Below are 25002 nucleotides of genomic sequence, written 5' to 3'. Positions count from 1 at the left end.
GGGTCGCGAGTCGGGTGGCTGCAACTGCGCATTGTGTTTTGCAGCCCTGGTGTCTGTTGAGATAGGTTGCGAAGTATCCGGGGTCGGATGCATCCCGCCAGGTGGTCGCCACCCGATAGTGCTCGGGGGTGTGGCCGCCGCAACTTACGCGAACCTCGAACATTTCGGTGTATGCCTGAGCGGCTCTCGACTGGGCCGTCCGGTTCCATGCTCTCGCCCGGGTAGATCTCGTCCGGTTCCGGTGTGTGTTCGGGTCGCGGGTCACTCGCGATCAGAGCGCCACCTCCCGACGCAGTGTCCTCGCGATCGGTCGATGGACTGCCATCCCACCCCGACCCATCGGGTACAGAGTTCGCGTCCGGGCGCTTCTTGACATCGTCTCTCACCGGGGGTGCGTCCTTTCTTCGTCAGCGACGGTACGCCAAACGGTGACCGATTACTGAGGGTTGGTGCTGACCAGTGAGAATGCCACGGCATTCTCTTCGCGGTTCATGTCGCAGGTGCCCAGAACGGGGCTGGACTACTTCTGCTGCTCCTGACCCCGGTTGTGACGTCGTCCGCGCCGATATGAAGTCGGTCTCATCCGCCCTCTGGCACGTTCCAGAGGGTGTCCTCAGCACGATGAAAACGCATCGAGTCGACAGAGATCCTAGAGGCCAGCGCCATGGATTCCTTGACAAACAATGGCGTGGAGATTGAACTAGTCCGTACCCTCAGGCACTTGCAGAGCGTTATCTTGCAGAATATCCGCCGGAGCGAGTCGTTCGCGATGTCGTGGGCGGTACCAGCGGACCTGTGCAGCGGCCGGGCGTCAATATGGTTTCACCCCGCCATTCCGGTCCAATTCCGCTTCAACGGCTCCCGCGTGCCAGCCATCAACCCGGCATGGTTCGCGACGCTCACCGAATCCGCTGACAGCTCCATGGCCTCATCGTGACCCCGAATACGCTAGCGCTCTCACCGCAACACAAATCTGACCCACAAAAGGCCAACGCGAACGATACCTCGAAACCGCATAACGACGCGAGCGGAGAAGATAGCCCAAAGTCGAGCAAAACGCGCGAGTCTTCCCAAGCCCCGACTGCAACCGCGAGACGCATCGACCAGCTCTGGGGATCATACGTGAACGCAGATGGCCTGAAGCAGGGGCCTCCGAATCGCTCTAGGTCTACTGGTGGGTCTGATGACCCGAGTTGGTAACGATTATGCCAGCACCCAGAAAGTATCTGCCGGAGTTTAGTGAGCGTTCGATGCGGCTTGTTGCCGAGACAAGAGAGGGAGGCCCGTAGCGCCTGACTAATTCATGGCGAACAGTCCGGAATAAGGACATAGTCTTGAGGCGTATTTGTTCTGATAGCGGATATTTCGTCAAGTGGCATTCTTTTGCCGTGGCTGGACTGGAGTCCCGATAGAGCAAATGGTCTTTGCATTTCGACTGGAGGTCTGGGGATACCGCGGTCGCGGTAGGGCCGATATGGTGATTTATATTCGCCAGCCACTGATCGAGTCGAGTCGATATGTCTGAAACCCGAGAGTCCACGAAGCCCGCTACCGAACACACCCGCACCGCTAACGCAAAGGCCCGCGACGGGTTGCCGTTCACCGATCGGCGTGATTTCGACGATGCCCAACGAGGGTTCGTCGCGACGCTCGATATTCCGGTAATCCGTCGTTCCGATGGCTTACCGGTGATCGATGTCACGGCTCATGACTTCGTGCTTGAGACGGACGACGCACCCGACACTGTTCATCCGAGTCTCTGGCGGCATGCGCAGGTAAATCATCCGCACGGACTGTTCGAGGTGACTGATGGCATTTATCAGGTGCGCGGCCTTGACTTGTCGAACGTGACGATTGTCGAGGGCGACGAGGGCATCATCGTGATCGACCCGCTGGTGTACTTCGAGACCGCAGAAGCCGCACTCGCGTTGTATCGCGCTCATCGTGGTAACCGCCCTGTGAAGGCGCTGATCTACACGCACAGTCACGCCGATCACTACGGTGGGGCGAAGGCGATCCTCAGCCAGGACGACCTCGATTCGGGCCGGGTGGTCGTGATCGCCCCAGAGGGGTTTCTGCACGAGGCCGTCGCGGAGAACGTGTACGCCGGCAATGCAATGTCTCGTCGCGCGACGTACATGTACGGCCCGATGATTCCCCCAGGTCCCCGCGGACACATCAACGCGGGCCTGGCCAATTCTCTGTCGAACCTCGGCCTGTCGACGCTACTAGCGCCCACTGATCTGGTGAGTGCGACCGGTGAGACGCGAACTGTCGACGGTGTCGACATGGTCTTCCAGATGGCGCCGGGAACAGAAGCTCCCGCGGAGTTCCTCATCCACTTCCCCCAGCGACGGGCGCTGTGCGCAGCCGAGGATGCCACGCACACTCTTCACAACCTGTACACGCTGAGGGGCGCGCAGGTAAGGGATGCCGCGACCTGGTGGAAGACGCTCAACCAGACAGTGCAGCTGTTCGGCGCCGACACCGATGTGATCTTCGCCCAGCATCACTGGCCGCGATGGGGCACTGACGATATCGTCACGTTCCTCGAAAGCCAACGCGACCTCTATAAGTACCTACACGACCAAGTGCTGCACCTAGCGAACAAAGGCGAGACCATGCTCGAGATCGCGGAGCAACTTGAGCTTCCCGTCGGTATCGCTGGCGAGTGGCACAACCGTGGTTACTACGGTTCAGTCAGTCACAACGCTAAAGCCGTGTATCAGCGTTACCTCGGCTGGTACGACTCGAATCCCGCCAACTTGCACGCCCTGCCACCAACGGAAGCTGGCGTGCGTTATGTAGGGCTCCTCGGAGGGGCTGACGCCGTGCTCGAAAAGGCCCGTGCCGCTTTCGCCGAAGGCGAGTACCGGTGGGCCGCGGAGATCCTCTCCCACCTGGTCTTCGCCGACCCGGCGAACCGTGACGCGGCCCTATTGCAAGCAGACACGTTCGAGCAGCTCGGATACCAGAGCGAGAATCCGACTTGGCGCAACGAATACTTGATGGGGGCACAAGAACTTCGCGGCGGAGTCCGTGACCTCGGCGCCATTGAGTTGGCCACTCGCGATGTACTTGCCGCGATGCCACCGGAGATGGTCTTCGACTTCATGGGCATCAAACTCGATGGTCCCCGCGCCGCCGACACCACATCATCGATCCAATGGTCGATCACCGACGCGGCTGACGATGACGCAGCCACCTATGCCCTTGAGCTGCGGAACGGGTGCCTCGTCTACACGGCCGGAAAAATCCTCGACCAACCGAGTGCGACCGTGTCGTCGACCCGGATCGCCCTCGCCGGCGCAGTATTCGACGCTTCCGAAACAGGCGTGGATGCTCAGGACATTGTGATTGTCGGAGACCGCGCTACCGTAACTGGACTTTTCTCGCTCCTGGACGATTTCCCGTTCTGGTTCCCGATCGTGCAACCGTAACGACCCGGTGACGGGGGGCCGGGTCTGGCGGCTCAATTTCAGACGATCCCCCTGACATTCACTATGCGTCTCTGACGCTCGAAATCAGTCTGAAATGGTATGAAAGTCTGAGGTTAATTTGCGCTGATAACGGGCGTTGCGTCAAGACGCGAAGTGGTTGACCGAATTGCTTCTTGCGAGCCGACGTTGGTTTGGACCGCTCTGCCTCCGCTCAGATGAAAGCTGCAGGTGCCAGGGTCCCGACTCTCGGGGCTTGGACACATTTTGGACACACTTGCTTGAAATTCATGTGATCTGGTGAGCCTCCATGAGACCCAACTTCCTTGTATTTCCGGGGTTTTTGCTTCCTTGCGCCATGGGCATCAAAGCCTCATTTGAGTTCAAATCCCACCGGTACCGCCACTCAAAATTAGGCCTGATCAAGGATTTCGTTTTTCCGGTTCGCCGAAGCCAAACGAAACCCCGCCAATTCCCCGTGTGCGTCTGGGCGAAATTCCATTTCGCGTCGGTCTGCTGGGTATCGCGTCCGAGTCTCGAGCCAAAATTTGACCGGTTGGAAGCGGACTCAACCGAGCGCGGCAACGAGGTGGGGGGCTCATGAACGAAAAGGTATTCATGTCCGGCAACGACAGGGTGACCGGATGCTACAGGTCCCGGGAGTGGCCGATGCCGTGGCCGAATTTGAGGCGCAAGCAGACGATCTGACCGTGTCCACGCGATGAGCCTGGCGATGGTAGGAGAAGCGGGCAAACGTACCCAGGCCGACATCGCCCGCGAACTTCACGTCAGCCAGGGCGCGATCTCGCAACTCGAAAAACACGACGACATGCTGCTCTCGACCCTCCGTAACTACCTCACCGCCACCGGTGCCGAAAACCCCCGCATCGTCGTCAGTATCGACGGACGAGACATCGCACTCAAGATCTGACGCACCGTGCTCGCATCAGCCAGTGTGCGCGATTCGTGCCGTAAGCGAGAGGGCTGTGGGCGGCGGTTGCGGCCGGAGTTCGGCCGTGGACGGCGTTTTACTCCGACGCGGCCTCGGCGTTGTACGACACAAAGTCGGCCAAGCCGTATGAATCCATCGCGAAGCGTCTGTCATCGATACCTGCGGATCATATGACCGGTTCAAGATAGCCATCCAAAAGCAACCCGAACGCCTGCGCCGCATCCATGTCAATAAGACAATGGCTCCGCCTAGAATTCCGCGACGCACTATTCGGCGACGGTTCGAGGCGACTAGGGCGTGTCTGACAAATGGTTGGGTGTTTGGCTGGGATGCTGTTGAGATGTCGCGTTTTCAGGTGCTCTCGGATGCTCAGTGGTCGTTGATCGAGGAGATGTTGCCACGTCCAACGGGGCGTAAGGGGCGGCCGTTTGCTGATGCCCGGCTGATGGTCGAGGGGATCGTGTATCGGTATCGGTGCGGTATCGCATGGCGTGATTTGCCTGTGGTGTTCGGGCCGTGGCAGACGGTGTGGACGTGGCATTACCGGATGGCGTCTGAGGGGACGTGGGACCTGGTTCTCGCGAAGCTGACCGAGGTCGCTGACGCCGCTGGGTTGATCGATTGGTCACTGTCAGTGGATTCCACGATCGCTCGTGCGCATCAGCACGCAACGAACGTCACACGGCTCACAGGGGGATTCATCGAATTACACGAATCTGGGTCTCGAGCCGCCTGATCACGCTGTCGGCCGCTCGCGCGGCGGGTTGTCTACGAAGATTCACCAGCTCGTCGATGGCAACGGGCGACCGTTGGTGAGTCTGCTCACTCCTGGTCAGGCTGGCGATTCGCCGATGTTTGTGCCCTTGATGCAGCAGCTCCGGGTCGGCAGGACATCCGGACGGCCACGGACGAGGCCGGACGCTGGTCGCGCTGACAAAGCGTACTCATCCAGAGGATCCGCGCCCATCTGCGGGGCCGCGGCATTACCGCTGTGATCCCTGAACCCGATGACCAGAAAGGCCACCGCAAACGGCGAGGATCACAAGGCGGAAGACCCGTCGGCTTGGACAAAGAAAGCTACCGCGGCAGGAACGTCATCGAGCGCCGGTTCTGCGATCTGAAGCAATGGAGAGGACTCGCGACCCGCTACGACAAACACGCAATCACCTACCGCGCCGCCATCAGCCTCGACGCCGTCATCACCTGGACCAAGCAATTGTCAGACACGCCCTAGGTGATGTTCACGCCGGGCGAAGGCCGGGCCGTACGTGGGCTGCCCAGTTCGCGTGGAGGCCGAACAAGCTGGGCGGTGAACTCGGTAGCGCGCACGCGGTCGGCGAGTTAGGTGCGTGGTCGTCGAGGTGATCCTCACGGCGGCCCAATGGGTCAGCGGACGATGTTGAGGTCGTATCCGCTGATTTCGATGAGGTGATCGCGGGATTCTGTGACGAGCCGGCGAACTTTTTCGATGTCGTGGTAGACGATATGGCCGCGCCATTTGCGCATCTGCCCGGCGATGAGAACGTTGTCGATGTTGCTGGTGTCGCCGAGAACGACGCTGCCGATCGCATTGTTGAGGGGGAGCGTGTTGATGGTGTCGGCGCGGATGATGACGATGTCAGCATCTTTGCCGGGCGTGAGGCTGCCGCACCTGTCGAGAAGGCCGTTCGCTTTGGCGCCTTGCACCGTGGCGAACTCGAGCACGTCTCGAGCAGTGATTGCCGTTGGCGCATCTGGCCGGCTCTCGACTGGGCCGTTGGCGGCGCCGGTGCGTTGAATGTTGAGCAGGTAACGCATTTGCGCGAACATGTCGGTGGGAAGACTGCATTCCACGTCGAGGCTCAGGCTCGGGCGCAGACCGACATCTAACACCTTCTGAATGGGGCTGATCGAACCGGGTTGACCGAACTGCGCCGCCGATGCCGGTGCCAGTGAGACATTTCCGCGCGAGGCGACAATCTCTTGCCATGCGGCGTCGGTGAGGTCTCGACAGTGGATGTACGTGGTGTCGCTGCCGAGCATCCCGGCTGCGCCGAGACGCTCGAGCTGCTCTGCGGCAACCGGGCCGCCGACGCCGTCAACACTCACGGCAAGGCCTAGCTCGCGGGCGAAGCGCAACGCGTTCTCGCTGAGTTGCGCGCCCTCGTCTGACTGCGGCAAGGTCTTGCCGACCGCCTGAGATAAGACACCCAAGCGCAGGCTCACGAGTTGATCGGCAGACGCGAAACGCTCTTCGCGTAAGCGCCGTAGATCGCTGGGCCATTGGTGTTGCCATTCGCCGAAGAGCGGCGCGCAGGGAGCGTAGATGGCTCGAATTCCGGCATCTTCCCACGCGTCGATCGAGGCGTCGGAATGTTCGGGTGTACGTGCGTTGTGCGAGAAATCGAGTATGCCGGTAATGCCACTGTCGATGGCGCCGAGTGCGCTGATGAGATTGCCGGCGTACATGTCTTCTGGGCGGTAGAGCGGGGCCAGAAGTCGGTGCATGACGCGGTTGTACTCGACGACATCGGCGTCGGGCAGCAGGCGCCGAAACTGCCCCTGCCACGAATGGCGATGCGTGTCGTGCAGGCCGGGTATGACGATGGCGCCGTCGAGATCGACGACGATCGCCTGGCCGTCGGTGGCCGCCGACGAAAGGTCGTGCCCCACGTCGACGATGGCGTTGCCCTCGATGAGAACGTCACCGCGAGCGAAATCGCCTAGCCGAGCATCCATGGTGATGATCGTGCCGCCGCGCAGCAGCAGTTTGCGAGTGGCATCGCCGGCGGTGGACTGTATTCGGTCGAAGATCTCGTCGTTCGCTGAATCGAATGTCATATCTGTCGCACTTTCAGTTCTGCTCGGCGGCCAGCGGAAGGTCGGGGTCGAGCTGAGACCTATCGCCTTCGGCAGAAGCCCGAGAACGTGCTCGCCGCCGTGTTTCCGCGCGCAGACCAATGAATGCCACGCCCACGACGGCTACCGGAACCGTCAGGGTGGCGAACATGATCGGCAGGGTGAAGCCCGCAGCTATGAGCAGGCCGCCGCTCAGCCCGCTGACGACCGAACCGATGCGGCCGAAGAAGCTCGACGCGCCTACCCCGGTAGCACGCGCTACGTCTGGGTAGGCGATCGCGCCGATCGCGTTGGTGACGGTGGGAAGCGCTGCGGCTCCGATTGCTGTGCCCAAGAGCACGATCATCAGACCGACGAATCCGAGATTGCCGATCACCACGATCAGCAGGCCGGCGATGGTCCACACTGCCGCGACGACGCCCGTTACGAATCGATCGAGTCTCTTCAGAAGGAACGACACGGCCACCTGGCCGGCGAGGCTTCCCCATCCCCACATCGCCATGACCAACCCGCTCTGTGCGGTATTCAGCCCGGGACCTGGAGCGTGCTGCTGCAATAAAATCGGCACATACTGCAACACGAGGATGATCAGGCCCTGAGTAATGAAGGCGAGTACCCAGATCAGAACAGTAGACAGTACGAGCTTGCGCGAAAGCACAATCGCGAACGGAGTCTTCTGGGCGGCTTCGGTGACGCGAGGAGCACTCAGGTCGATCGGGCTGGAGTCAGCGGCGACCACACTCAGTGACCGACGAATTTCGGCCTCGGGGCGGCCCCTTTTCAGAAGGGTGATAGCAGGTTCGGGCACAGAGCGCACGAAGAAAGGTACGACGAGCAGGGGGAGCAGGCCGGCGACGATGACCATCGTCTGCCAACCGAATGACGGAATCAACAGCGACGAGAGGTACGACCCGACGATCGTGCCGAGAGCAGTTCCTGACAAAGCCAGGGCCACCATCTGTGCCCGCCGAGCCGCGGGAACCCAGTCCGCGACGAGGGTCAGGGCCACCGGTGTCACGGCGCCGAGCCCGATGCTTGAAATGATGCGCAAGACGATGAACACTTCGATGTTGCCACTCACACCCAAGGCTGCCGTACCGACGGTGAAAATCAGAAAGCCGACCAGAAGAACCGGCTTGCGCCCCCACCGGTCTGCGAGCGGCCCGGAGACGATCGCGCCGACCGCCAGCGCGAGCACGCCCGCGGTGACAGTGAACGTGACCTGCCCGATGGTTGTGCCCCACTCCACAATCAGGCGGGGGAAGACCAAGCCGGTAATCGCAAGATCCATGCCGTCAGCGACAAGAACGAGGAAGGTCAAGAAGATGATGATTCGCTGACGCCGGCTGAGCGGCGTGCGATCGATGAATTGTTCAAGGCTGACTCTGCCCCGATTATCGCCTGGCATATGATCCCTCTCCATTGTGGGTCCGCTGCGTTAGCAAGATGCTCAACGGTATATACCATAATGATGGTTTTCTACGACCGCAAGGGTTAATCCTACGATATGTAGGAGATAGCCTGCCGATATATGCTTGATCCGTGCCCCGAGCGAATCTTTCGGAGGCGGCCGTTTTGGCCGCTGCCGCTACTTTGGCCGACAGTGCCGGTTTCGACGCCGTCACTGTGGCCGCCGTCGCCCGTCGGCTCGGCGTGCAGCCCGCCAGTCTCTATGAGCACATCACAGATCGCGATGCACTTCTCGACGGGCTCCAGCGAGTCGCGTTGGGTGAACTAGGGGCGCGGCTCGGTGACGAGATCGCGGGCCGATCGGCGAAAGAAGCGCTGCGCGGCTTTGTCGAGGCGCATCGTGCTTACGCCGACGAGCATCCCGGGGCATGGCAAGCGCTTCAGCGCAACACATCAGCGCAGACCGCGCAATCAGCCGAGAAGGCCAAGGTCGGGTCACTTACTATTGCCGTAATTCGGGGTTATCCAGTGCCTGCTGACGCGGTCATCCACGCTTCCCGGCTTGTTGGCGCGACGGTCAACGGTCTGCTCGCGCTGACCCGATCGGGCGCGTTCAGTCACCGACCCGATCCATACGAGGAGTCGTGGCTCGCCGCAGTCGACGCGCTCGACCGTGCGCTCACGACCTGGCCGACCGAAGGAACATCCGCATGATCGAGGCGCCAATCGCCACCGAACTCGCGCCACTTCTTAACTTGCCGATCTTCGCTACCTCAGCGGTCGCCGATTCGCCGCGGCCGCTCTCACACCGAAATGTCATTACGGGAGGGTGAGTATCTCGGCGCCATGAGGGGTGATGGCGACGGTGTGCTCACTGTGCGCCGCGCGGGCTCCTGTGGCGCTTTTCAGTGTCCATCCGTCGGTGTCGGTTATGAGGTCGAACGTATCGCCCATGACCCATGGTTCTAGAGCGAGAAGAAGCCCGGGCCGCAGTTTGTAGCCGCGACCGGGTCGGCCAGTGTTCGCGATGTGCGGATCTTGGTGCATTGTCGAGCCGATGCCGTGGCCCCCGAACTGGAGATTGATTTCGTAGCCGGCCGCGCTGAGCGACGTTCCGATCGCGTGCGAGATGTCACCGATGCGCGCGTCGGGGCGCGCTGCCGCGATGCCAGCCTTGAGTGCGTCTTCTGTTGCAGTGATCATCGCCGAGCTCTCCGGCCGCAGAGAAGAACCGACAAGAAAGCTGAGAGCGGAATCTGCCGCGATGCCGTCGCGAATGACCGCAAGATCGAGGGTCAAAAGGTCACCGTCGATCAGCTCATAATCGTGGGGGCGTCCATGTAAGACCGCATCGTTGACAGATGTGCAGATGTAGTGCCCGAACGGGCCGTTACCGAATGATGGCGCGTAATCGACGTAGCACGACTCAGCACCAGCTTCGCGGATGAGCTCGCTTGTGCGCCGGGAGCGTGACCGTGATTTCGAGGATGATACGGACCGCGGCCAACAGAACCAATTGGGCGCAATTGACCAGCACGTGCCCTTCAAAAAGTGCGAACTCCAGGCATAGGCTTTGCCCCGTGGACAGGGAAATCATCAGCACCGAGAATGCGCCAAATTCGCCGCTGTACAGCCAGGGTGTTCGAGCTGGTTCGGTGATCTACGTGTCGGGGATGGTCGGGATCGATGTAGCGACCGGCCAACCCGCAGGTTCATCAATCCAGGATCAGACTCAGCAAGCGCTGCGTAATTGCGAGGCGGTCCTCCACGCAGGTGGAAGCACTCTTGCTGACGTGACGCTGGTTACGGTCCTACTTGCCCAACCGGCTGATTTCGTAGGCATGAACGAGGCGTACGCGGACTTCTTTGACTCCGCGCCTCCTGCCCGCGCCGTGGCCAGGCTCGGGCCGGTTCTAGAAAACATCCTGGTTTCGATAATGATGACGGCGCATACACAAAACTGACCGCTTCACGGGGATTCCGCAATGTCGTGAGCGCAAAGGCCACCGGGTAAAATTGCTCACCGATACACGAGAGCTCGGATGGAACGTGCTCGGCGTCACGGAAGGCTTCACCGGCACTGTCTGCTATTTGGTCTCCAGGGTGTTGGCCATGTTCCACCAGAGCCGGTTGACCTCGAAGTAACGATCAGTCGAGTCGAGTGGCTTCTCCCACGGCTTGTCGATGATGTAGTGGATGTTCTTCACCGACGCCAGGTTCCAGACCGACGGGTGCTGGTGCGGCAGGGTCTTCAGCGCGTTGTACACATAGGGCAGCGGGCGCCAGCGGCCTGAGTAGAACTCGTTGAGGAAGTCCTGTTCGGCGAACGGATAGTCTGACAGATCGTCTACGTCTGCCAACCACCCCACCATGGCCTCGAAGACAGCCTCGTCGGGAGACAACACAAGAAATCCGCCATTCAGGTAGTTGTCGGTCGCTCCCGGTTCGGTGACGTGATCCTCGCCTCGGCAGTGGGTGTAGAAGCAGTTCTCAGGCGCCCAGCTCGGCGGATAGCTCGCGATTCGGTTGGGGTTGCACCGGCAGGCGTGGCAGGCCGCGATGGCCCCGTCGGCCAGATCGAGCGAGAACAGCTCGTCCATGTTCTGGGTCACCAACATGTCGGCGTCGAGAAAAACGACGCGCTCGAACTCGGTGAGCCCCCAGACGGCGAGCTTGGTCCACACCTCGGCGAACCGGGAGTTGGCGTAGCTGTCGGCCGATCCGCCGGCCGGGCGCAGCGGCGCCACGTCGCGAACGAGGCATCCGTCGTCTCGGAGGAGATCGCGGGTCTGCTCGTCGATTCCCTCGGTGACCATGACAACGAGAGGCGCCTCGCTGCCCGATGCTGCCAGCGAGGCCCGCAGCGTGCGAACCCCGACCAGATAGTTAGGTTGCGTCAGCAACGTCACCCAAGCGTTCATCGGCGGTACTCCTGTCATGGCGGCCGGGCCGGGTCAGTCGAGCAGTGCCGCAGTGAACGTATTGGCGAAGCGGTGCTGCGGGTCGAGCGCCTCACGCACCCGGCGGAAGGCTTCCCACTGAGGATAGAGCGCCGGCCAGTGGTACAGAGACTCGTCGAAGTACTTGCCCCAGTGGGGCCGGCCACCCTGCTCGGCCAAGGTCTTTTCCACTGCCCTGAGGAAGTCCGCGCCCTCCTCAGACAGCGAACCGTCGGCCGCGTAGTAGACCACGAAGCCGAAGTAGCAGGTGTCTTGATCGTGTGAAGGGCTCAGCCATCCGTCTGACGGGCCGGTGCAGCGCAAAATGACCGGGTAGTGCATCCGGGGGCGAGTCTCGGCGTGCCACTGCTTGATCGTGCTGATCACTTCTCCGGCCCGGGCCAGCGGGATGCCGATTTCGACGTTAATCTGCGGCGTGGCGATTCCCCGGCAGAACACCTGGTAGACATCACCCGTGACATCGGTGAAGTCGCGAAACCGGGTCACGGTACGTAGCGGTTTACCGTCGTCGGCGACCCCTTTGGTATCGTCGCGCAACTGGCGGAGCGTCGATTCCACGGTGTCGTTCATCGCCTTGTTGGTGTTCGTGTGCGCGAGCAGCTCTCCACCGCCTGCTCGGTAACGCTGAATCTCGTCGTCGGTGGCCTCGTTGGCAGTCCAGACCTGCACCTGGTTCTCTTGGGGAAACCACCACACCTTCACCAGGCTGTTCTCCCGGTTCCACGTCTCTAGGTCTGCTTCCAGGTTGTCGGCGTCGACGGCGTTCTTGAGGCAGGTGTAGATCACCGACTCCCGCGCACGCAGCGTCACGGCCGTAATGACTCCCAGCGAGCCGAGGCTGAGCTGGATGGCGGGGAAGTGTGGATGCTCGCGGTCGAACTCCGCCACCGTGCCATCGGCCAGTACCATCCGAATCGACAGTGCTGCGCCGGCAATCGTGCTCTGCTCGAGGCCCTGACCATGGGTGCCGGTGCAGAGGGCGCCGGCCAACGTCTGCTCGGCGATCACCCCGGGCGAAGCGGGCAGCATCTGCCCTCGTGCCAACAAGAAGGCGTACACGGCGGCCAAGGAGGTCGAACCGGCGAAGGTCACGGTGTCGTCGGTGCTAGAGATCAGGCCGCTGAGCTTGCTCAGATCGAGCAGTGTGCCGCTGCCGTTCGCGACCTCGATCATTCTGCCGGGCGACATTCGGCTGCCGATCATCCTGACCGGGCCGTGGCTGGTGGAAAGGAAGTCGCACAGCTCCGCCTCAGTGGCCGGGGCGACGACTGAGCCGGGTGGACCAAGCCTCGAGTTCTTGGCCCAATTGCGGAGCCGAGAATCCTCACCGGTGAGCTGCAGCTCTTGACGAGGGTAGGCGAGCGGCGTGGTCGTCATGGCGCGTCTCCTGTTCACGTTCGGTCGTGTCTTTGGAGCCGCACTGATCCGCAGAGCTGTTCACCGGCAGACGAATGTGCCGGTGCCTACTGGCATTCTAAGTACTCCCGGTGTGCGAGCTTCCACCTTGTGTAGAAGTCCGTTACGCAGTACGCCAAGGCCCAACAACGCCGTTGACTACGCTGGATCAATGACTGTCGTGTGCGTACCCGATCCAAATGCTCGAGAACTCCTCGGATCCCTCCCCGACGGGGTCGAGGTGATCGTCTGGAACGGCGAAGGCGACAAACCCGAACGGCTGGCGGAGACCGTCTTCTGGGTGCCGCAGGTCGAGGACTCCACGAACCTCGCCGCCAAGTTCCAGGCAATGCCGAAGCTCGAGGTCACTCAGCTGACGAGTGCGGGCGTGGAGGACATTCTCGAATTCGTACCGAACGGTGTCACTCTATGCACCGCGCGCGGCGTGCACGGCTCGGCGGTCGCCGAGCTGGTTATGACGGTCATCCTGGCCACGCTTCGTCGACTGCCCCACTTCGTGGAGGCGCAGCGCCAGGGCAACTGGGAGCCTCTGGAGGCCGATGACCTGCGCGACAAGCGCGTTCTGATCATCGGAGCCGGTGACCTCGGTGAACAGACGGCCCGACGGCTGCGGAGCTTCGACGCCGACCCGGTGCTCGTTGCGCATACGGCACGTGACGGCATCCATGCCACCTCAGAGCTGCCGAGTTTGTTGCCTGAGGCCGACGTGGTGGTACTGACGGTTCCGCTCACCCCAGACACGACCAACCTGGTCGACGCCGAGTTTCTGGGCCGGATGCCCGATGGCGCCGTGCTCGTCAACGTCGCTCGAGGCAAGGTCGTCGACACCGCCGCGCTACTCGCCGAATTGACGACAGGTCGGCTGCGCGCCGCCCTAGACGTGATGGAGCCGGAGCCGCTGCCCGCTGGCCACCCGCTGTGGAAGGCACCGAACCTGATCATCACCCCGCACGCGGCCGGCTCCATCTCGCAGGCCGGTGCGCGAGCCTTCGCGCTGGTCAACGCACAGGTGCGACGGTACCTGGCTGGCGAAGACCTCGTCAACGTCGTGAAGGGCGCCTACTGACCCGTCAGGGCGTGACCCTCAGGCGTAGGCGGTGAAGTTCGGGCCGAGGCTATCGAGCCAGGCGACCGGATGCACGGCCAAGGCATCGTCGCCGGGCCCAGCCCACGCGGCAGCAACGGCCTCCTGTAGCGCCGCATCGGTTTGAGCGAACGAGTTGCGCTCCAGCACCCAGGAGCGGTTCGCGGCGCGCAGCGGAGCCAAAGCGTCGATATTCTGGATCAGCTCTGCCACCTGGTCGCGGATGAGCAGCGGTCGCTGATCCGGCACTCGCCACGCTCCGGGTGCCTCGAACAGCTCGTGACCGCCGCCGCCGTCGTAACCGACTACGAGACAGCCTGACGCCAGCGCCTCGGCGACCGGCAGACCGAAGCTTTCGGTGTGCCCGAGCGCGATGAATACAGCGGAAGTTGCCAGGGTGGCGGCCACCTCCGCCCGCGGGGCTTGGACCAGCTCCACAAGCTCCACCCTCGAAAGCCGCGGATCGTTCGCCAGCAGCCGTTTCAGCAGCGAGGCCTCCCGCGGCCGTTTCTTGGAAAACCAGCTCACCCTGAATGGCCTGGCCTGGCCTGGGGCGGGGGCGAACAGTTCTCCGTCTACCGGGTTGGGCACCACGCGCACCGGCAGTTCGGGGAGGGCGGCGGCCAGCACATTACGACTCTCGGCCGTCACAGCCCAGATCGCCGGCGCGGGTAACCAGCCGGGAAAGTTCGCATCGGATTCTCCTGCGGCGAAGGTGTAGAAATGGTTCTGGTTGAAAATGACCTTGCGTGCTCCGAGTGCCGGATCGCGGCCCTGGATGGTTGGTGTCTCTGGCAGCACCAGGAGGTCATCGGCGCCGATCGGAGTGGTTGCGCCGAACAGCATCGGCACATCATCCGCGATCCAGTCGGTACGATCATCCTCATCGGGCAGCCACAACCAGGCCTCGTGGCCGCTCTGGCGCAGCAGCTGAACGTGCTGAGTCATCACGTGCACACCGCCGCTGTGGTGGCGAGTGGCGAATCCCGCGTAGACGATCCGCCGTGGGTACGAGCCGGGTCGGTTCACCATGTCGGCGGGGTCAGGTACCAGGATGCCCCGCTCCCCGTGTTGTGGGCCGGAAAAGACTCCGGTGCGAGCCCGACCTGGGCCCGCCATCCGTCTCCCCACTTGGCATTCAGACCGTTCAAAATCTCTGCACGATTGCCCTCCGACGACTGACCGGTGCGGTTCATCGTCTGCCGACGCAGGTGCGAGACATAGACGCCCTCGGTGACCACACACCGAAGGCCGGCCGCGCGCACCCGGATCGCCAGGTCGATGTCTGCGCCGTAGCCGTGCCGGGCGAAGGTCACCTCGTCGAGCCCTCCCAGTTCGACGATGGGGGCCACCGCGAACGCGATCGCGGTGCCGTCACAGAAATCGACGTCGCGAAGCACGTCGCGCGGCACGTACTCGGCGGCGGTCTGCGGAATCGTGTGAGCCCGCTGGTGCAGCCAGAAGTCGTCGTAGCAGGCCGCCGCCAGCGCGATATCGCTTGCGGCCCTGAACGGGGCGATCAGCCCGTCGAGAAACCCGGGCGACAGCCGGATGTCGTTGTTCAGCACCGCGCACACCGCATACGCCTCGTGTGCCGAGGTGCGGAGGGCCCATTTCGCGGCACCGATCCACCGCACGTTGCGACCCGGGCGCACAACCTCGATGTTCCCCTGCGGGAGCACGTAGTCACCGGCGTTGTCGACCACCACGATGCGTACGGCCGGGTCGAGATCACTTCCGTCGCGACACAGGTCGTGCACGACCCCATCGGTCAGCTCAGGCGAACCGAACGCAGGAATGACCACCATGGTTGAGGGGGCGGCGCTTGAAGAGGTCACAAACGTTGGTTCCCGTCAGGTCAGATGAACGTGGGCTACGGCAGCAACAGTACCGGGTCGGCTTTGTGGCCCAGCCGAATCGGTCTCGCGGGCACACGCGAAATCTGCGCTCACCAAGACTGACAGCCCACTCAACACGTCAGCACTCGTGTGTGAATCCTGTGATCGACTCCGCTCCGCATGCTGTCGTCGCGGTGTCATCCTTCGTGATGACTCGAAGATCACCCGCTTGACCGATGCTCGGCGGCGGGTGCGAACGTATCGTGGCGACGGTGAGGTGACTTGTTCCGGGCATCCACGCAGACCGCGAGAGAAACGAGCGACAGATGACGACCGGTTCGCGTAACGAACCCACACGGGCTTCGCATGGGCGATTTCTCGGCGTCATGGGCATCGATTTTCCGCTCGGCCGCAATCAGCCGGGCATCGTGCGCTTTATTGTCGCCACCGTCGTCGCGGTAGTCGCTTCACTGCTCGCGTGCGCTGGTCTGGCTCAACTGGGCGTGCTGCTCTTCCCCGCGACGAAAGGGTACGATCACTACGCCTTTTCCGACTATGGCAAGCTCACAATCATCGGAGTCGTGCTCGCATCACTGGCCTGGCCACTCGTCACCCTTGTGAGTAGCCGTGGGCGGCGACTGTACTTCTGGCTCGCGGTCGTTGTCACGGTCGTCGGCTTCGCTCCGGATGCGTGGATTCTCTACAAAGGTCAGCCGGCGGCGGGCGTATTCATTCTCGTTCTCATGCACCTCGCGCTGGCCCTCATCACGTTCCCGGCCCTCGTCTTCATCGCACCGCAACGGCCGACTCCTGCCCGTTCAACAGAAGCTGTCGGGCGATGACGCGATCAGTGGGTGGCCCGCCCGCACGCTGACCGCACGAATTTCGGGGTTGCCTCGGTGCGGCAGATGTGGTCGCCCCGCTCAGCCGATGCCTGACGTGCCGAGTAGTGAGCCGATCACGAAGGTGGCCACGAGAGCCAGAGCGCCGCCGATGACGACCCGCAACGTCGCACGGGCGACGCGGCTACCGCCCAGTAGGGCGCCGATGACGCCTGTCGCGGCCAGAGCGATCAGCACGACGACGAAGGTGACAGCAACCCGCGCTTGGTCGGGTGGCAGCAGAATAGCCAACAGGGGCAGCACGCCGCCGATGATGAATGAGAGAGCGGATGCTCCGGCCGCCGCCCAGGGGCTCGCGACGTCATTCTCGTCGAGGTTGAGCTCCATCGCGAGGTGCGCCTTGAGGGCGTTGTTCTCTGTGAGCTCGATCGCGACCTGCCGGGCGGTCTGCGGAGTGAGGCCCTGATTCTCATAGAGCCCGGCCAGTTCATCCAACTCGCCTTCGGGGTCGTCGTGAAGTTCAGCCCGCTCCTTCTCGATGAGGGCGTTCTGTGAGTCGCGCTGGCTGCTCACCGACACGTACTCGCCGAGGGCCATCGAGATGGCGCCGCCGACGAGCGCCGCAGACCCTGCCGCGACGATGGCAGTCGACGGCGCGTTGGCGCTGGCGACCCCGACGACGATGGCTGCAACGGAGACGATGCCGTCGTTCGCGCCTAGCACGCCTGCCCGAAGCCAGTTGAGGCGCCCTGCGAGGCTGCCGGAGTGTGGCTCCGGGCGACTGTGGCTCGAGGGATCGGCTGGTTGCGCGGTCATGACCACACCCTAGGCATTCCGACCCTCATCTGACGAACCGGCGAGGCATTATTCGAATTCTCGAGAGTTCAGGGTCGTCAGCCCTTGCCGTTGCCGTTGCCGTTGCCTTTGCCGTTTCCGTTTCCGTTGCCGTTGCCGTTGCCTTTTCCGTTCCCACTCCCGTTGTTCCCGTTTCCGCTGTCGGTGGGCGAAGGTGCCGCCGAACTGGGTGCCGTCGTCGCCGTCGGCTGCACAGACGACGGCGTGGAAGTGGTGGGCTCGGCCGTCGGTTCTGACGTGGCCACCGGTTCGACCTGGGTCGTCGTTCCTTGATCGATTGGAGCACTGCTCGAGTCAGATGATGTCGTCACGACAGGAGCCGGCCGAGTCGAATCCGACATGAGCTGGCCCGGCAGCAGCGCGACACCCGCCCAGACCGCACCCGCCAGTACGACGATCGCAGTGCAGATGAGAAGCGCTGGTCGGAGCCCGCGCCTCGGGTGCCTGTCGATCACCGTCTCGGCGATGACCGTCTGCGTGGTCGGCGCTTCATCGGTCAGCGTCTCATCGGTCAGCGTCTGCTCAGCCAGCGGTAGTCTTCGCGTCGGGGTAAGCATCGCGGCGGTGGCCTCACCGGTGTCGGGTGACACTGGTGAGCCATCCCAGGCGGCTAGGTCGGCCGTGATTTCGCGAGACCGCTCGGCCACCTCGAGTGCACTGGGGCGGGATTCGGGAGACCGGGCAGTCATGTGGGTGATGAGCGATGCCCAGCGAATCGGCAACTCGTCGCTGACCACAGGGTCTCGGGATGCTCGGGCGCTCAGTGCTTCGACCACCGTTCCCGGGTACTCTCTGTGCCCGGTCAGGCTTTCGAGAATGACGAGGCCGAGCGCGTACACATCTGCCGCGGGCCCGGGCGGGGCGCCCTCCGCCTGCTCCGGACTGAGGTAGGAGGCGGTTCCGATGATCGTTCCGACCGTTGTCATGCGGTCGGTACCAACAAGGTGGGCGATACCGAAGTCGGTCAGTTTGGCTCGATACCGTGGCGACGGCAGACCGGTGGGCGCGAGCAGGATGTTCGCCGGTTTCAGATCGCGGTGCACAATGCCTTGGGCGTGCATGGCTGCAAGCGCTTGCGCGATGTCGGCCGCCACCTGTGCTGCAATCGATCCGCGTAGCGGGCCGTGATCGAGGGTCGATCGCAGATCGGGCCCGTTGACGAGCTCCATCACGACGAAGCTCGGCGTGGCCGTGTCACCAGACGTGAGATGCGCGTCGTACATCGTGACCAGGTTCGGGTGGTTCAGTCGGGCGAGAACATCCACCTCACCGCGACGGCGATCGTCGTCTCTGGCCTCACCCGGGTTGAAGATCTTGATAGCGACTCTTCGGCCGAGCTGGGTATCGAGGGCCTCATAGACCGTCGACATGCCGCCCGACCCAATTCTCGCGGTGACGGTATATCTGTGGGCGAGCGACTGCCCAACAACACCACTGTTGTCGGGCGCCATGACTTCCTTTCGAGCGCGAATCAAGTTTTATACGCTGAGTATGCCGAATTTGCTAGCCAAACTAGCAAAATATGTCAGAGACTAGGTGACGTGACTGACTCTTTCGACTTCAGCGATCTTGTCAGAGCAGACTCTAACCCAGTCGCTGCCGCTGCGCAGCACGATTCGAACGTACTCGAAGCGTTACATATGTATCGTGCAGCTGAAGCGGCCATGCGGCGCAGAACGGGCACTGCCATGGGTCTCGGTGAGAACGACCTGTTAGCGTTGCGGTTCATTCTCGATCAACGGGCGGTTGGGCATCCAGTCGCCTCGAAAGACGTCACGAGATACCTCGGCATTTCGAGCGCATCGACCACCGTTCTGCTTCGGCGGCTCGAGTCAGGGGGGTTTGTCGAGCGTCGTGAAAACAGTGCAGATCGGCGGTCGAGCGAGATCGTGCCGACAACCGCGGCCGAGGGAGACACCGGGCCCATGCTCGCGGTCGCCCAGAACAACATGGCCGCCGCGATTCAGACCCTGACGGTCGAGGAGGCGCGCATCGTCGCCCGCTTCCTGACCATGATGCGTCAGACGGTCGACCAGATCGGTTTCTCCAGTTAGACGCGCCTGCCACACGTTATGTGGTGTTGTCCACCGATTGCTAGTCCACTGAACTAGTTGTTAGGATGGTATGACTCTCAATCGGGAGCCGATCTGACCTGGCCCTATCGCGGGCCGACTGGGAAAAGGTAACCAATGAACATCCTCGTAGCGATTATTGCGATCATCGCGATCATCCTCTTGATCACTGGCGGTATCGCCCACGCTCTGAGCTTCCTCATCTGGGTTGGCGTCGTTCTGCTCGTCATCGCGCTGATCGTCTTTCTGCTGCGCTTCCTCACGGGAAACCGCCGCGTCTAACGGCTCCGGCCTCAGAATGCTCGCAATCAAGAAGGGAAAACCATGAGTCTCGGATCGGGAATCGCGCTATTCGTCGTGGGCGCCATCTTGGCGTTCGCCGTGAACATCCAGGAGTCGTGGATCGACCTCCAGCTCGTCGGATACATTCTGATGGCTGCCGGCGTGCTCGGCATCATTTTGGGAGTCGTGCTCATCACCAGGCGCCGCCAGACCACGATGACGACTCGCTCGGCGGTCGACCCGGTCAGTGGTGAGCAGGTTTCCCGGCGCACCGTCGACCACGACGACCCACTCGTCTGAATTGGCAAGCTGTTGACCGCCGGCCACGAGGTCGTCGGTCAACTGGTTGAGCGAGTTTCGTACAAGTGCTTTTTATCGCAAATGTGGTGCGATTTCGTAAATGAGTGGCTATTGTGTGATTAGTCGCTGTCAGCGGCTGATCAATCGCGATGCAAAGGTGCCCGCTTATGACAAGTGCTCAGTTCAATTCTTCCGCCCGCGAGGGCGACGTTCTCGCTGAGGGTTCGCCCGCAGAAGGCACGAAGCTGCAACGGGGCTTTCTGCCTCTTCTCGGTGGTGCAGCGCTCGGAATCGGGATGGGTCAACTTACTCCGCTGGTGCTGACGCTTCCGTTGAGGGCGAGCACGATCGATCCCGCCAACGAGGCTGTGGTGTTCTCGATTGCGATCGGCGCGGCCTCTCTGTTGGCCGTCGTCGCCTACCCGTTGTTCGGGCGATTGAGTGACCGCACAACGGGGCGACTCGGGCGGAGGCGGCCCTACCTTTTTCTCGGTGCCTTATTGATCGCGCTAGGTGCGGTGTTCGAGTACCTCGCATCGAACACGGCCACTTTGGCGATCGCTGCCGCCCTTCTGTTTGTGGGCGCGGCCGCCGTGACTGTGGCGGTCACCTCGATCATTCCCGATCAGATTCCCACCTTGAAGCGCGGCCCCGCGTCTGCCGTCGCGGGGATGGGATCACTGCTCGGTGCCCTGGTCGGGCTTTTCGTGGCGCAGGCCGTGCCTAGCCTCGCGTGGCAGGTGTTCGCGCCAGCAGCCCTAGGTGTGATCGGGATTACGCTCCTCGCGGTGCTCTTGAAAGACCGCCCGATCACAAAGGAGGAACGCCCCGTCGTCACAGTCGTTCTGTTCTTCAGTACGTTCTGGACCAACCCGGTGAAGAACCCCGATTTCGCGCTGGTCTGGTTCAGTCGCCTGCTGCTGTTCTGCGGCGTGGCCGCCATTCAGTCGTACCAGCTGTTCTACCTCGTGAATCGGCTGGGCTTCACCTCGTCGAGCGTTTCGCAGGCTGTGGCGGTGTGCAGTCTCACGCTGGTCGTGGCTGCGGTCGTTTTCGCGTTCATCGGCGGTCGAATCTCTGACCGAATGGGTCGTCGCAAGCCGTTCGTTATCGTGGCGGCGCTCGCCTTCGCGGTCGGACTGGTCATCGCAGCCAACGCCACCACATTCTTGACTTTTCTCATTGCGGTCGCGATCGTAGGAGCCGGGCAGGGGGTCTACATCGCCGTCGACATTGCTTTGGCCAGCCAGGTGCTGCCCGACCCTGAGAACCCCGCCAAAGACATGGGCATACTCGGGCTCGCAGTGATCTTTCCCTCGTTTCTCGTTCCGGCCCTTGCTCCCTTCATTCTTCTCATCGGGGCGAGCGTGGTGAATCCGCAGAACTACTCGGCCCTGTTCGTGGCGGGCGCCATCGCCGGTCTCGTCGGTGCAGCGCTGATTCTGCCCATCAGAAAGGTGAAATAGTCCGTTCATCCTGAGTCAAAGGCAGGGTGCCGGCAGTTTTTCGAGTGCAGCGGCTGGCAGCGCCGAACTGATGTGGAGGAGACCTGCATCTCTGGCAGACGCTCGCCGCGAAACCAGAACGGTGTTGCGATAGATCGGTACGTGCAGATCGAGGAGAACTACGTCGTCGGGCACGTTCACGGCTGCCAGCTGAGGGATGAGCGCCACGCCGAAACCCGCAGCTACCAGCGCGAGCCAGAGAGGGGGGAGTGTTCGAGTAGTGGTGGGCCAGGGCAAGTTCAATCTCGCCGGCGGCCAGGGCGGGAATGGATGCGCTCGGCTCCATGTCGATGAGACGCAGGTGGAGCGCGCTGCCGCTGGTCGACGTGAGGTTCTTCCACGCCTGGGGGGAGAATCGCACGCGCGTAGGTGCCCGCCGCGCCCTCTCGAACGGATGACACCTCCATCTCAGCAACGGTCAGCATGTCGACGATGTTGCTGCCGTGGCAGGCGAGCAGCTGCCGGGCGGGGGTGACGACGACTCGTCGAGGCGCGCATGATTCAACTATGACGTCGATGATTGTGCAGGGCGTATATCACCCCCTCTCACGCGGGCTGCTTCGCCGCCGCTCGGCGATAGAAGAGGCGATCTACGCGATGGTCGCCGGCACCATCATGACTCTGCCGATCGCGCCCGTCGATTGGACCCAGCTGATCTTGGCCAGCGGCTCCGCATGGCTGGGAGCTGTTTATCGGGGCCTGCTGCCCTCGGCTCTGGGCTTCGTGCTCTCGGGGTACGCCGTCGCCCGCATGCCGGTCGTCGCGTCGACGTCGCTGCTGTATCGGGTGCCCGCGGTCGGTGGGCTCATCTCGTTCTGTGGCTCGGCGAGATTCCCCCTGCCCAGCGAACTGCTCGGAGCGTCACGGTCATCGTCGGAGTCGCAGCGATCAGCCAGGGCGACCGAATCACGGCCCGGCTCCTTAAGGAACGCGTCGCCCCGCCCGCCTCAGACGTGAACGCGTGACACCGGCGAGCATCGCACCACTTGCTAAATCATCTGAACCTCTCACTCGCCTTTTTGCGCGGCGACAGCACCTCCACTGCTTTCGGGTGGGCAGGCGAAACTACCTTCGACCTCGACGAGAAGTGACTCGGCCGCGAGACCGGCCACGACCAGAATCGTGCTTGACGGGTAGTCCCCTGCCGGAAACCACTCTGCATAGACCTCGTCGCGCACGGCGGTGAACTCCGCTAGCGCGTCGCGGCTCACGACGAACGTGACGAGTTTGATGAGGTCTGCCGGGGTCGCACCCTGCGATTTCAGTAGGCCTGAGATGGCATCGAAGATGAGCCGTGTTTGTGCAGCGGCTCCGGCTGCAGGCCTGCCGGCGCCGGTGACGCCGATCTGGCCCGAGAACACCGCTACTTTCACGTTCGCTTCTGTGACGCCGAGATGGCTGTATTTGCCCAAGGGCGCTGGCACACTACGTGGCGAAACGCGATGCACACTACTCATGGATCGAAATGATACCGGCTCCTCTGCCACCGCATACCCGCGTGATCAGTTGATCTCGAAAGAGTTGTCGAAGAGCTTCAGCTTCACGGTCACGTTGCCCTCGTTGAGTTGCCACCCGCGAACGGTGTTCGTGCGAAGCCCAGCACGGTGAAACGGCTCCGTCTCAGCGATCTGCTCGGCGTGCGCCCGCGATCTCGCACGGATGATCGCCACTCCGCTGCCATCCCACTCCGTTTCATCTGCTGCTGCACCGGAGAGGAAAAGGGTGCCGTTGTTCTCCTGCTCGATGAGCCAGTTCAGATGCTCCTCCATGTTCGGGCCGAGAATCGAGAGCGGGTCTTCTGTCGGGGTGTTGGCCTGCATGGTGACCATGTAGAACTGCTGTTGGCGTAGCTGTGCTAACAGCTCACTAGGATTCAAAGCGTTCATTTAGTGCACTTCCTCACTTCGTTGTGTTGCTTCGCGGGTTGCCGGTGGGTGTGACGAAGGTTCTTCTTTCTGTGGTGAGGGCGAGAATCAGTCGAACTTGGCGGCCGTGCGGTAGAAGCCCCGGTGTGCCTTCCACGTTGAAGCTGAAGCATACTTTTCAAGATTTGCCCGATATTTCGGGTCGTGAGTGGCGGCCTCGAATTGTGCCAGGCTCTCGTATTTCGCGACGTTGATGAGTTTGAAGTGGGTGTCACTGTCGATTGCGCGATGCAGCTCGGCAGAGATGAATCCGTCGGCGGTGATCATCAACTCCGAGCGCTGCTTCCACTCCTTGATGAAGGTGTCGATCTCGTCTTCTGCGATGTCGAAGACATTGATGAACGTGAAGGGGCCGTCGTCGTCTATCGGGTCAGGCATGTGTGTTGCTCCTTTTATTTACGAGGTCAGAAAATCGCGATCGGGTTCACGAGAAGCCCGGTCGTTCCGGTGATGCGCGGCGGCGCCAGCACGAGCATGAAACTCCATCGCTCGAGTTCGCGGCACACCTGGGCGATCTCTTCGAGGTTGGCTGCATCGACAAGCGGAAGACCGAGCCTGGCGAGTGCGACCTGGTGGGCCGCGAGCGGCAACGCAAAGGGATGCGGGTCGGCAATGTCGCCGACGTAGAAGCTCACACCGTGCCGATCGAGCCACTTCACCGCGCTGAGATCGAGGCCCGGAACCGGCTCATGCATCGGGAGATTCGTGTCCCAGCCCCCGCGCACCGCCACCGCGTCGCCGGGCTCCAATGAAACACCGGTTCGTTCGAGCGCGGCATCGAGGTCGGCCGCCGAGACGCGGGCGCCGGCGTCGATCTGCGCACCGGCCTCAGGCGCCAAGTCGAGCAACACTCCTCGGGTCACGACGCCGGCGCTGAACGGGTCGGCAGACCCATGACGAACCCCGACAGGCGTCACAGCGTCTGCGACGGGCACGCCCGGGTAGACCAGGCCATCGACAGGCATGTGCGCAACCGAATCCACGTGCGTGAGGGCGGCGTTGTGGGTGTTGATGAACAACGAGTCGGTGAGGGCGAGTGGATGCGCGCCCATGAAGTTCACGACCTGCATCACCGCTGCCGGCATCACTACCTCGCTGCCGACCGGTCCGAGCCCTGTCGTGAGCGATATCGGTTTCGTGACGCGCGACAAACTCACGTGACGCGCGGTCTGCACTTCTGCGGCAGCCCGAGTGCGCGCGTTTTCGTCGATGAGGTTGAGGGTTCCGAGCTGATCGTCTGCCCCCCATCGGCCCCAGTTTGAGGGAAATTGCTGTTCGCTCACGTC

The 25002-nt window shown here is 62.4% G+C and carries 24 protein-coding genes and 2 pseudogenes; 13 read left to right on the top strand and 13 right to left on the bottom strand.

Features of this window, described 5'->3' with window-relative positions; genetic code table 11:
• The first annotated feature begins 664 nt into the window (after nt 1-664).
• The 4 genes and pseudogenes from IEX24_RS20135 to IEX24_RS07835 all read left to right on the top strand — a co-directional run bounded on the left by IEX24_RS20135 (nt 665) and on the right by IEX24_RS07835 (nt 5623).
• The gene (locus IEX24_RS20135) at nt 665-937 is read left to right on the top strand and encodes a DUF7882 family protein (RefSeq protein WP_443741639.1); all 273 of its coding nucleotides are present in this window, start codon (nt 665-667) and stop codon (nt 935-937) included.
• Nucleotides 938-1517: 580 nt separating this feature from the next.
• Entirely contained in the window at nt 1518-3440 is a 1923-nt protein-coding gene (locus tag IEX24_RS07845; RefSeq protein ID WP_188676235.1) for an alkyl/aryl-sulfatase, read from the top strand.
• A 730-nt stretch (nt 3441-4170) separates the two neighbouring features.
• The gene (locus IEX24_RS07840; RefSeq protein ID WP_188676232.1) at nt 4171-4368 is read left to right on the top strand and encodes a helix-turn-helix domain-containing protein; all 198 of its coding nucleotides are present in this window, start codon (nt 4171-4173) and stop codon (nt 4366-4368) included.
• Nucleotides 4369-4729: 361 nt separating this feature from the next.
• Nucleotides 4730-5623 (top strand): annotated as a pseudogene (locus tag IEX24_RS07835) (IS5 family transposase).
• 152 nt (nt 5624-5775) lie between these two features.
• Here IEX24_RS07835 and IEX24_RS07830 read toward each other — a convergent pair.
• Together IEX24_RS07830 and IEX24_RS07825 are read right to left on the bottom strand one after the other, a co-directional pair.
• Nucleotides 5776-7209 carry an amidohydrolase family protein gene (locus tag IEX24_RS07830; protein WP_188676230.1) on the bottom strand — a complete coding sequence of 478 codons (1434 nt, stop codon included), beginning with the start codon at nt 7207-7209 and terminating at the stop codon, nt 5776-5778.
• A gap of 13 nt (nt 7210-7222) precedes the next feature.
• On the bottom strand, nt 7223-8548 hold the full coding sequence (locus IEX24_RS07825; protein ID WP_188676219.1) for an MFS transporter: 1326 nt from the start codon (nt 8546-8548) through the stop codon (nt 7223-7225).
• 221 nt (nt 8549-8769) lie between these two features.
• On the opposite strand from IEX24_RS07825, the gene IEX24_RS07820 reads away from it, so the two are divergent.
• Complete coding sequence (locus IEX24_RS07820) at nt 8770-9351, top strand: TetR/AcrR family transcriptional regulator (protein WP_188676216.1); 582 nt, start codon at nt 8770-8772, stop codon at nt 9349-9351.
• Between the two features lie 105 nt (nt 9352-9456).
• Here IEX24_RS07820 and map read toward each other — a convergent pair.
• Nucleotides 9457-10083, bottom strand: a pseudogene (map, locus tag IEX24_RS07815) (type I methionyl aminopeptidase); the annotation flags it as partial.
• A gap of 134 nt (nt 10084-10217) precedes the next feature.
• Here map and IEX24_RS07810 point away from each other — a divergent pair.
• Nucleotides 10218-10601 (top strand): RidA family protein, encoded by a 384-nt coding sequence (locus IEX24_RS07810; protein ID WP_229715158.1) that lies wholly within the window; start codon nt 10218-10220, stop codon nt 10599-10601.
• Nucleotides 10602-10724: 123 nt separating this feature from the next.
• Here the strand turns inward: IEX24_RS07810 and IEX24_RS07805 are convergent, their stop codons facing one another.
• Entirely contained in the window at nt 10725-11558 is an 834-nt protein-coding gene (locus IEX24_RS07805) for a glycosyltransferase family 8 protein (protein WP_188676205.1), read from the bottom strand.
• 33 nt (nt 11559-11591) lie between these two features.
• Nucleotides 11592-12974: a D-arabinono-1,4-lactone oxidase gene (locus IEX24_RS07800; protein WP_188676202.1), complete on the bottom strand. Its 1383-nt coding sequence runs from the start codon at nt 12972-12974 to the stop codon at nt 11592-11594.
• Between the two features lie 190 nt (nt 12975-13164).
• On the opposite strand from IEX24_RS07800, the gene IEX24_RS07795 reads away from it, so the two are divergent.
• Complete coding sequence (locus IEX24_RS07795) at nt 13165-14079, top strand: 2-hydroxyacid dehydrogenase (protein WP_188676199.1); 915 nt, start codon at nt 13165-13167, stop codon at nt 14077-14079.
• An 18-nt stretch (nt 14080-14097) separates the two neighbouring features.
• Here the strand turns inward: IEX24_RS07795 and IEX24_RS07790 are convergent, their stop codons facing one another.
• Entirely contained in the window at nt 14098-15045 is a 948-nt protein-coding gene (locus IEX24_RS07790; RefSeq protein ID WP_188676195.1) for a glycosyltransferase, read from the bottom strand.
• Between the two features lie 77 nt (nt 15046-15122).
• Nucleotides 15123-15935 carry a glycosyltransferase family protein gene (locus IEX24_RS07785; protein WP_188676192.1) on the bottom strand — a complete coding sequence of 271 codons (813 nt, stop codon included), beginning with the start codon at nt 15933-15935 and terminating at the stop codon, nt 15123-15125.
• Between the two features lie 326 nt (nt 15936-16261).
• Here IEX24_RS07785 and IEX24_RS07780 point away from each other — a divergent pair, with 326 nt between their 5' ends.
• Nucleotides 16262-16777: a DUF6069 family protein gene (locus IEX24_RS07780; protein WP_188676189.1), complete on the top strand. Its 516-nt coding sequence runs from the start codon at nt 16262-16264 to the stop codon at nt 16775-16777.
• Between the two features lie 81 nt (nt 16778-16858).
• On the opposite strand, the gene IEX24_RS07775 is transcribed toward IEX24_RS07780, so the two are convergent.
• Nucleotides 16859-17593, bottom strand: a complete 735-nt coding sequence (locus IEX24_RS07775; protein WP_188676187.1) for a VIT1/CCC1 transporter family protein — start codon at nt 17591-17593, stop codon at nt 16859-16861.
• Between the two features lie 77 nt (nt 17594-17670).
• Nucleotides 17671-19083 (bottom strand): protein kinase domain-containing protein, encoded by a 1413-nt coding sequence (locus IEX24_RS07770; RefSeq protein ID WP_188676184.1) that lies wholly within the window; start codon nt 19081-19083, stop codon nt 17671-17673.
• Nucleotides 19084-19173: 90 nt separating this feature from the next.
• Here IEX24_RS07770 and IEX24_RS07765 point away from each other — a divergent pair, with 90 nt between their 5' ends.
• The 5 genes from IEX24_RS07765 (at nt 19174) to IEX24_RS07745 (ending at nt 22748) form a co-directional block, all read left to right on the top strand.
• On the top strand, nt 19174-19686 hold the full coding sequence (locus IEX24_RS07765; RefSeq protein ID WP_229715157.1) for a MarR family winged helix-turn-helix transcriptional regulator: 513 nt from the start codon (nt 19174-19176) through the stop codon (nt 19684-19686).
• Between the two features lie 135 nt (nt 19687-19821).
• Entirely contained in the window at nt 19822-19986 is a 165-nt protein-coding gene (locus tag IEX24_RS07760) for a hypothetical protein (protein WP_188676181.1), read from the top strand.
• Nucleotides 19987-20028: 42 nt separating this feature from the next.
• A complete protein-coding gene (locus IEX24_RS07755) occupies nt 20029-20286 on the top strand; it encodes a DUF6458 family protein (protein ID WP_188676179.1) in 258 nt (85 codons plus the stop codon).
• A 167-nt stretch (nt 20287-20453) separates the two neighbouring features.
• Nucleotides 20454-21752 (top strand): MFS transporter, encoded by a 1299-nt coding sequence (locus IEX24_RS07750; protein WP_188676176.1) that lies wholly within the window; start codon nt 20454-20456, stop codon nt 21750-21752.
• A gap of 546 nt (nt 21753-22298) precedes the next feature.
• Nucleotides 22299-22748 carry a DMT family transporter gene (locus IEX24_RS07745; RefSeq protein WP_188676174.1) on the top strand — a complete coding sequence of 150 codons (450 nt, stop codon included), beginning with the start codon at nt 22299-22301 and terminating at the stop codon, nt 22746-22748.
• A gap of 50 nt (nt 22749-22798) precedes the next feature.
• Here IEX24_RS07745 and IEX24_RS07740 read toward each other — a convergent pair whose 3' ends face one another.
• The 4 genes from IEX24_RS07740 to IEX24_RS07725 form a co-directional block, all read right to left on the bottom strand.
• Nucleotides 22799-23248 carry a RidA family protein gene (locus tag IEX24_RS07740; protein WP_188676171.1) on the bottom strand — a complete coding sequence of 150 codons (450 nt, stop codon included), beginning with the start codon at nt 23246-23248 and terminating at the stop codon, nt 22799-22801.
• Between the two features lie 45 nt (nt 23249-23293).
• On the bottom strand, nt 23294-23677 hold the full coding sequence (locus IEX24_RS07735) for a YciI family protein (RefSeq protein WP_188676168.1): 384 nt from the start codon (nt 23675-23677) through the stop codon (nt 23294-23296).
• 87 nt (nt 23678-23764) lie between these two features.
• Complete coding sequence (locus IEX24_RS07730) at nt 23765-24094, bottom strand: antibiotic biosynthesis monooxygenase family protein (protein WP_188676165.1); 330 nt, start codon at nt 24092-24094, stop codon at nt 23765-23767.
• A 26-nt stretch (nt 24095-24120) separates the two neighbouring features.
• Nucleotides 24121-24999: a cyclase family protein gene (locus IEX24_RS07725; RefSeq protein ID WP_188676163.1), complete on the bottom strand. Its 879-nt coding sequence runs from the start codon at nt 24997-24999 to the stop codon at nt 24121-24123.
• Nucleotides 25000-25002 lie beyond the last annotated feature (3 nt).

The sequence above is a fragment of the Subtercola lobariae genome (assembly GCF_014640255.1).
Taxonomy (GTDB): domain Bacteria; phylum Actinomycetota; class Actinomycetes; order Actinomycetales; family Microbacteriaceae; genus Subtercola; species Subtercola lobariae.
The sequence above is the reverse complement of the archived record's forward strand: the minus strand, read 5'-3'. Positions and strand labels throughout refer to the sequence as shown.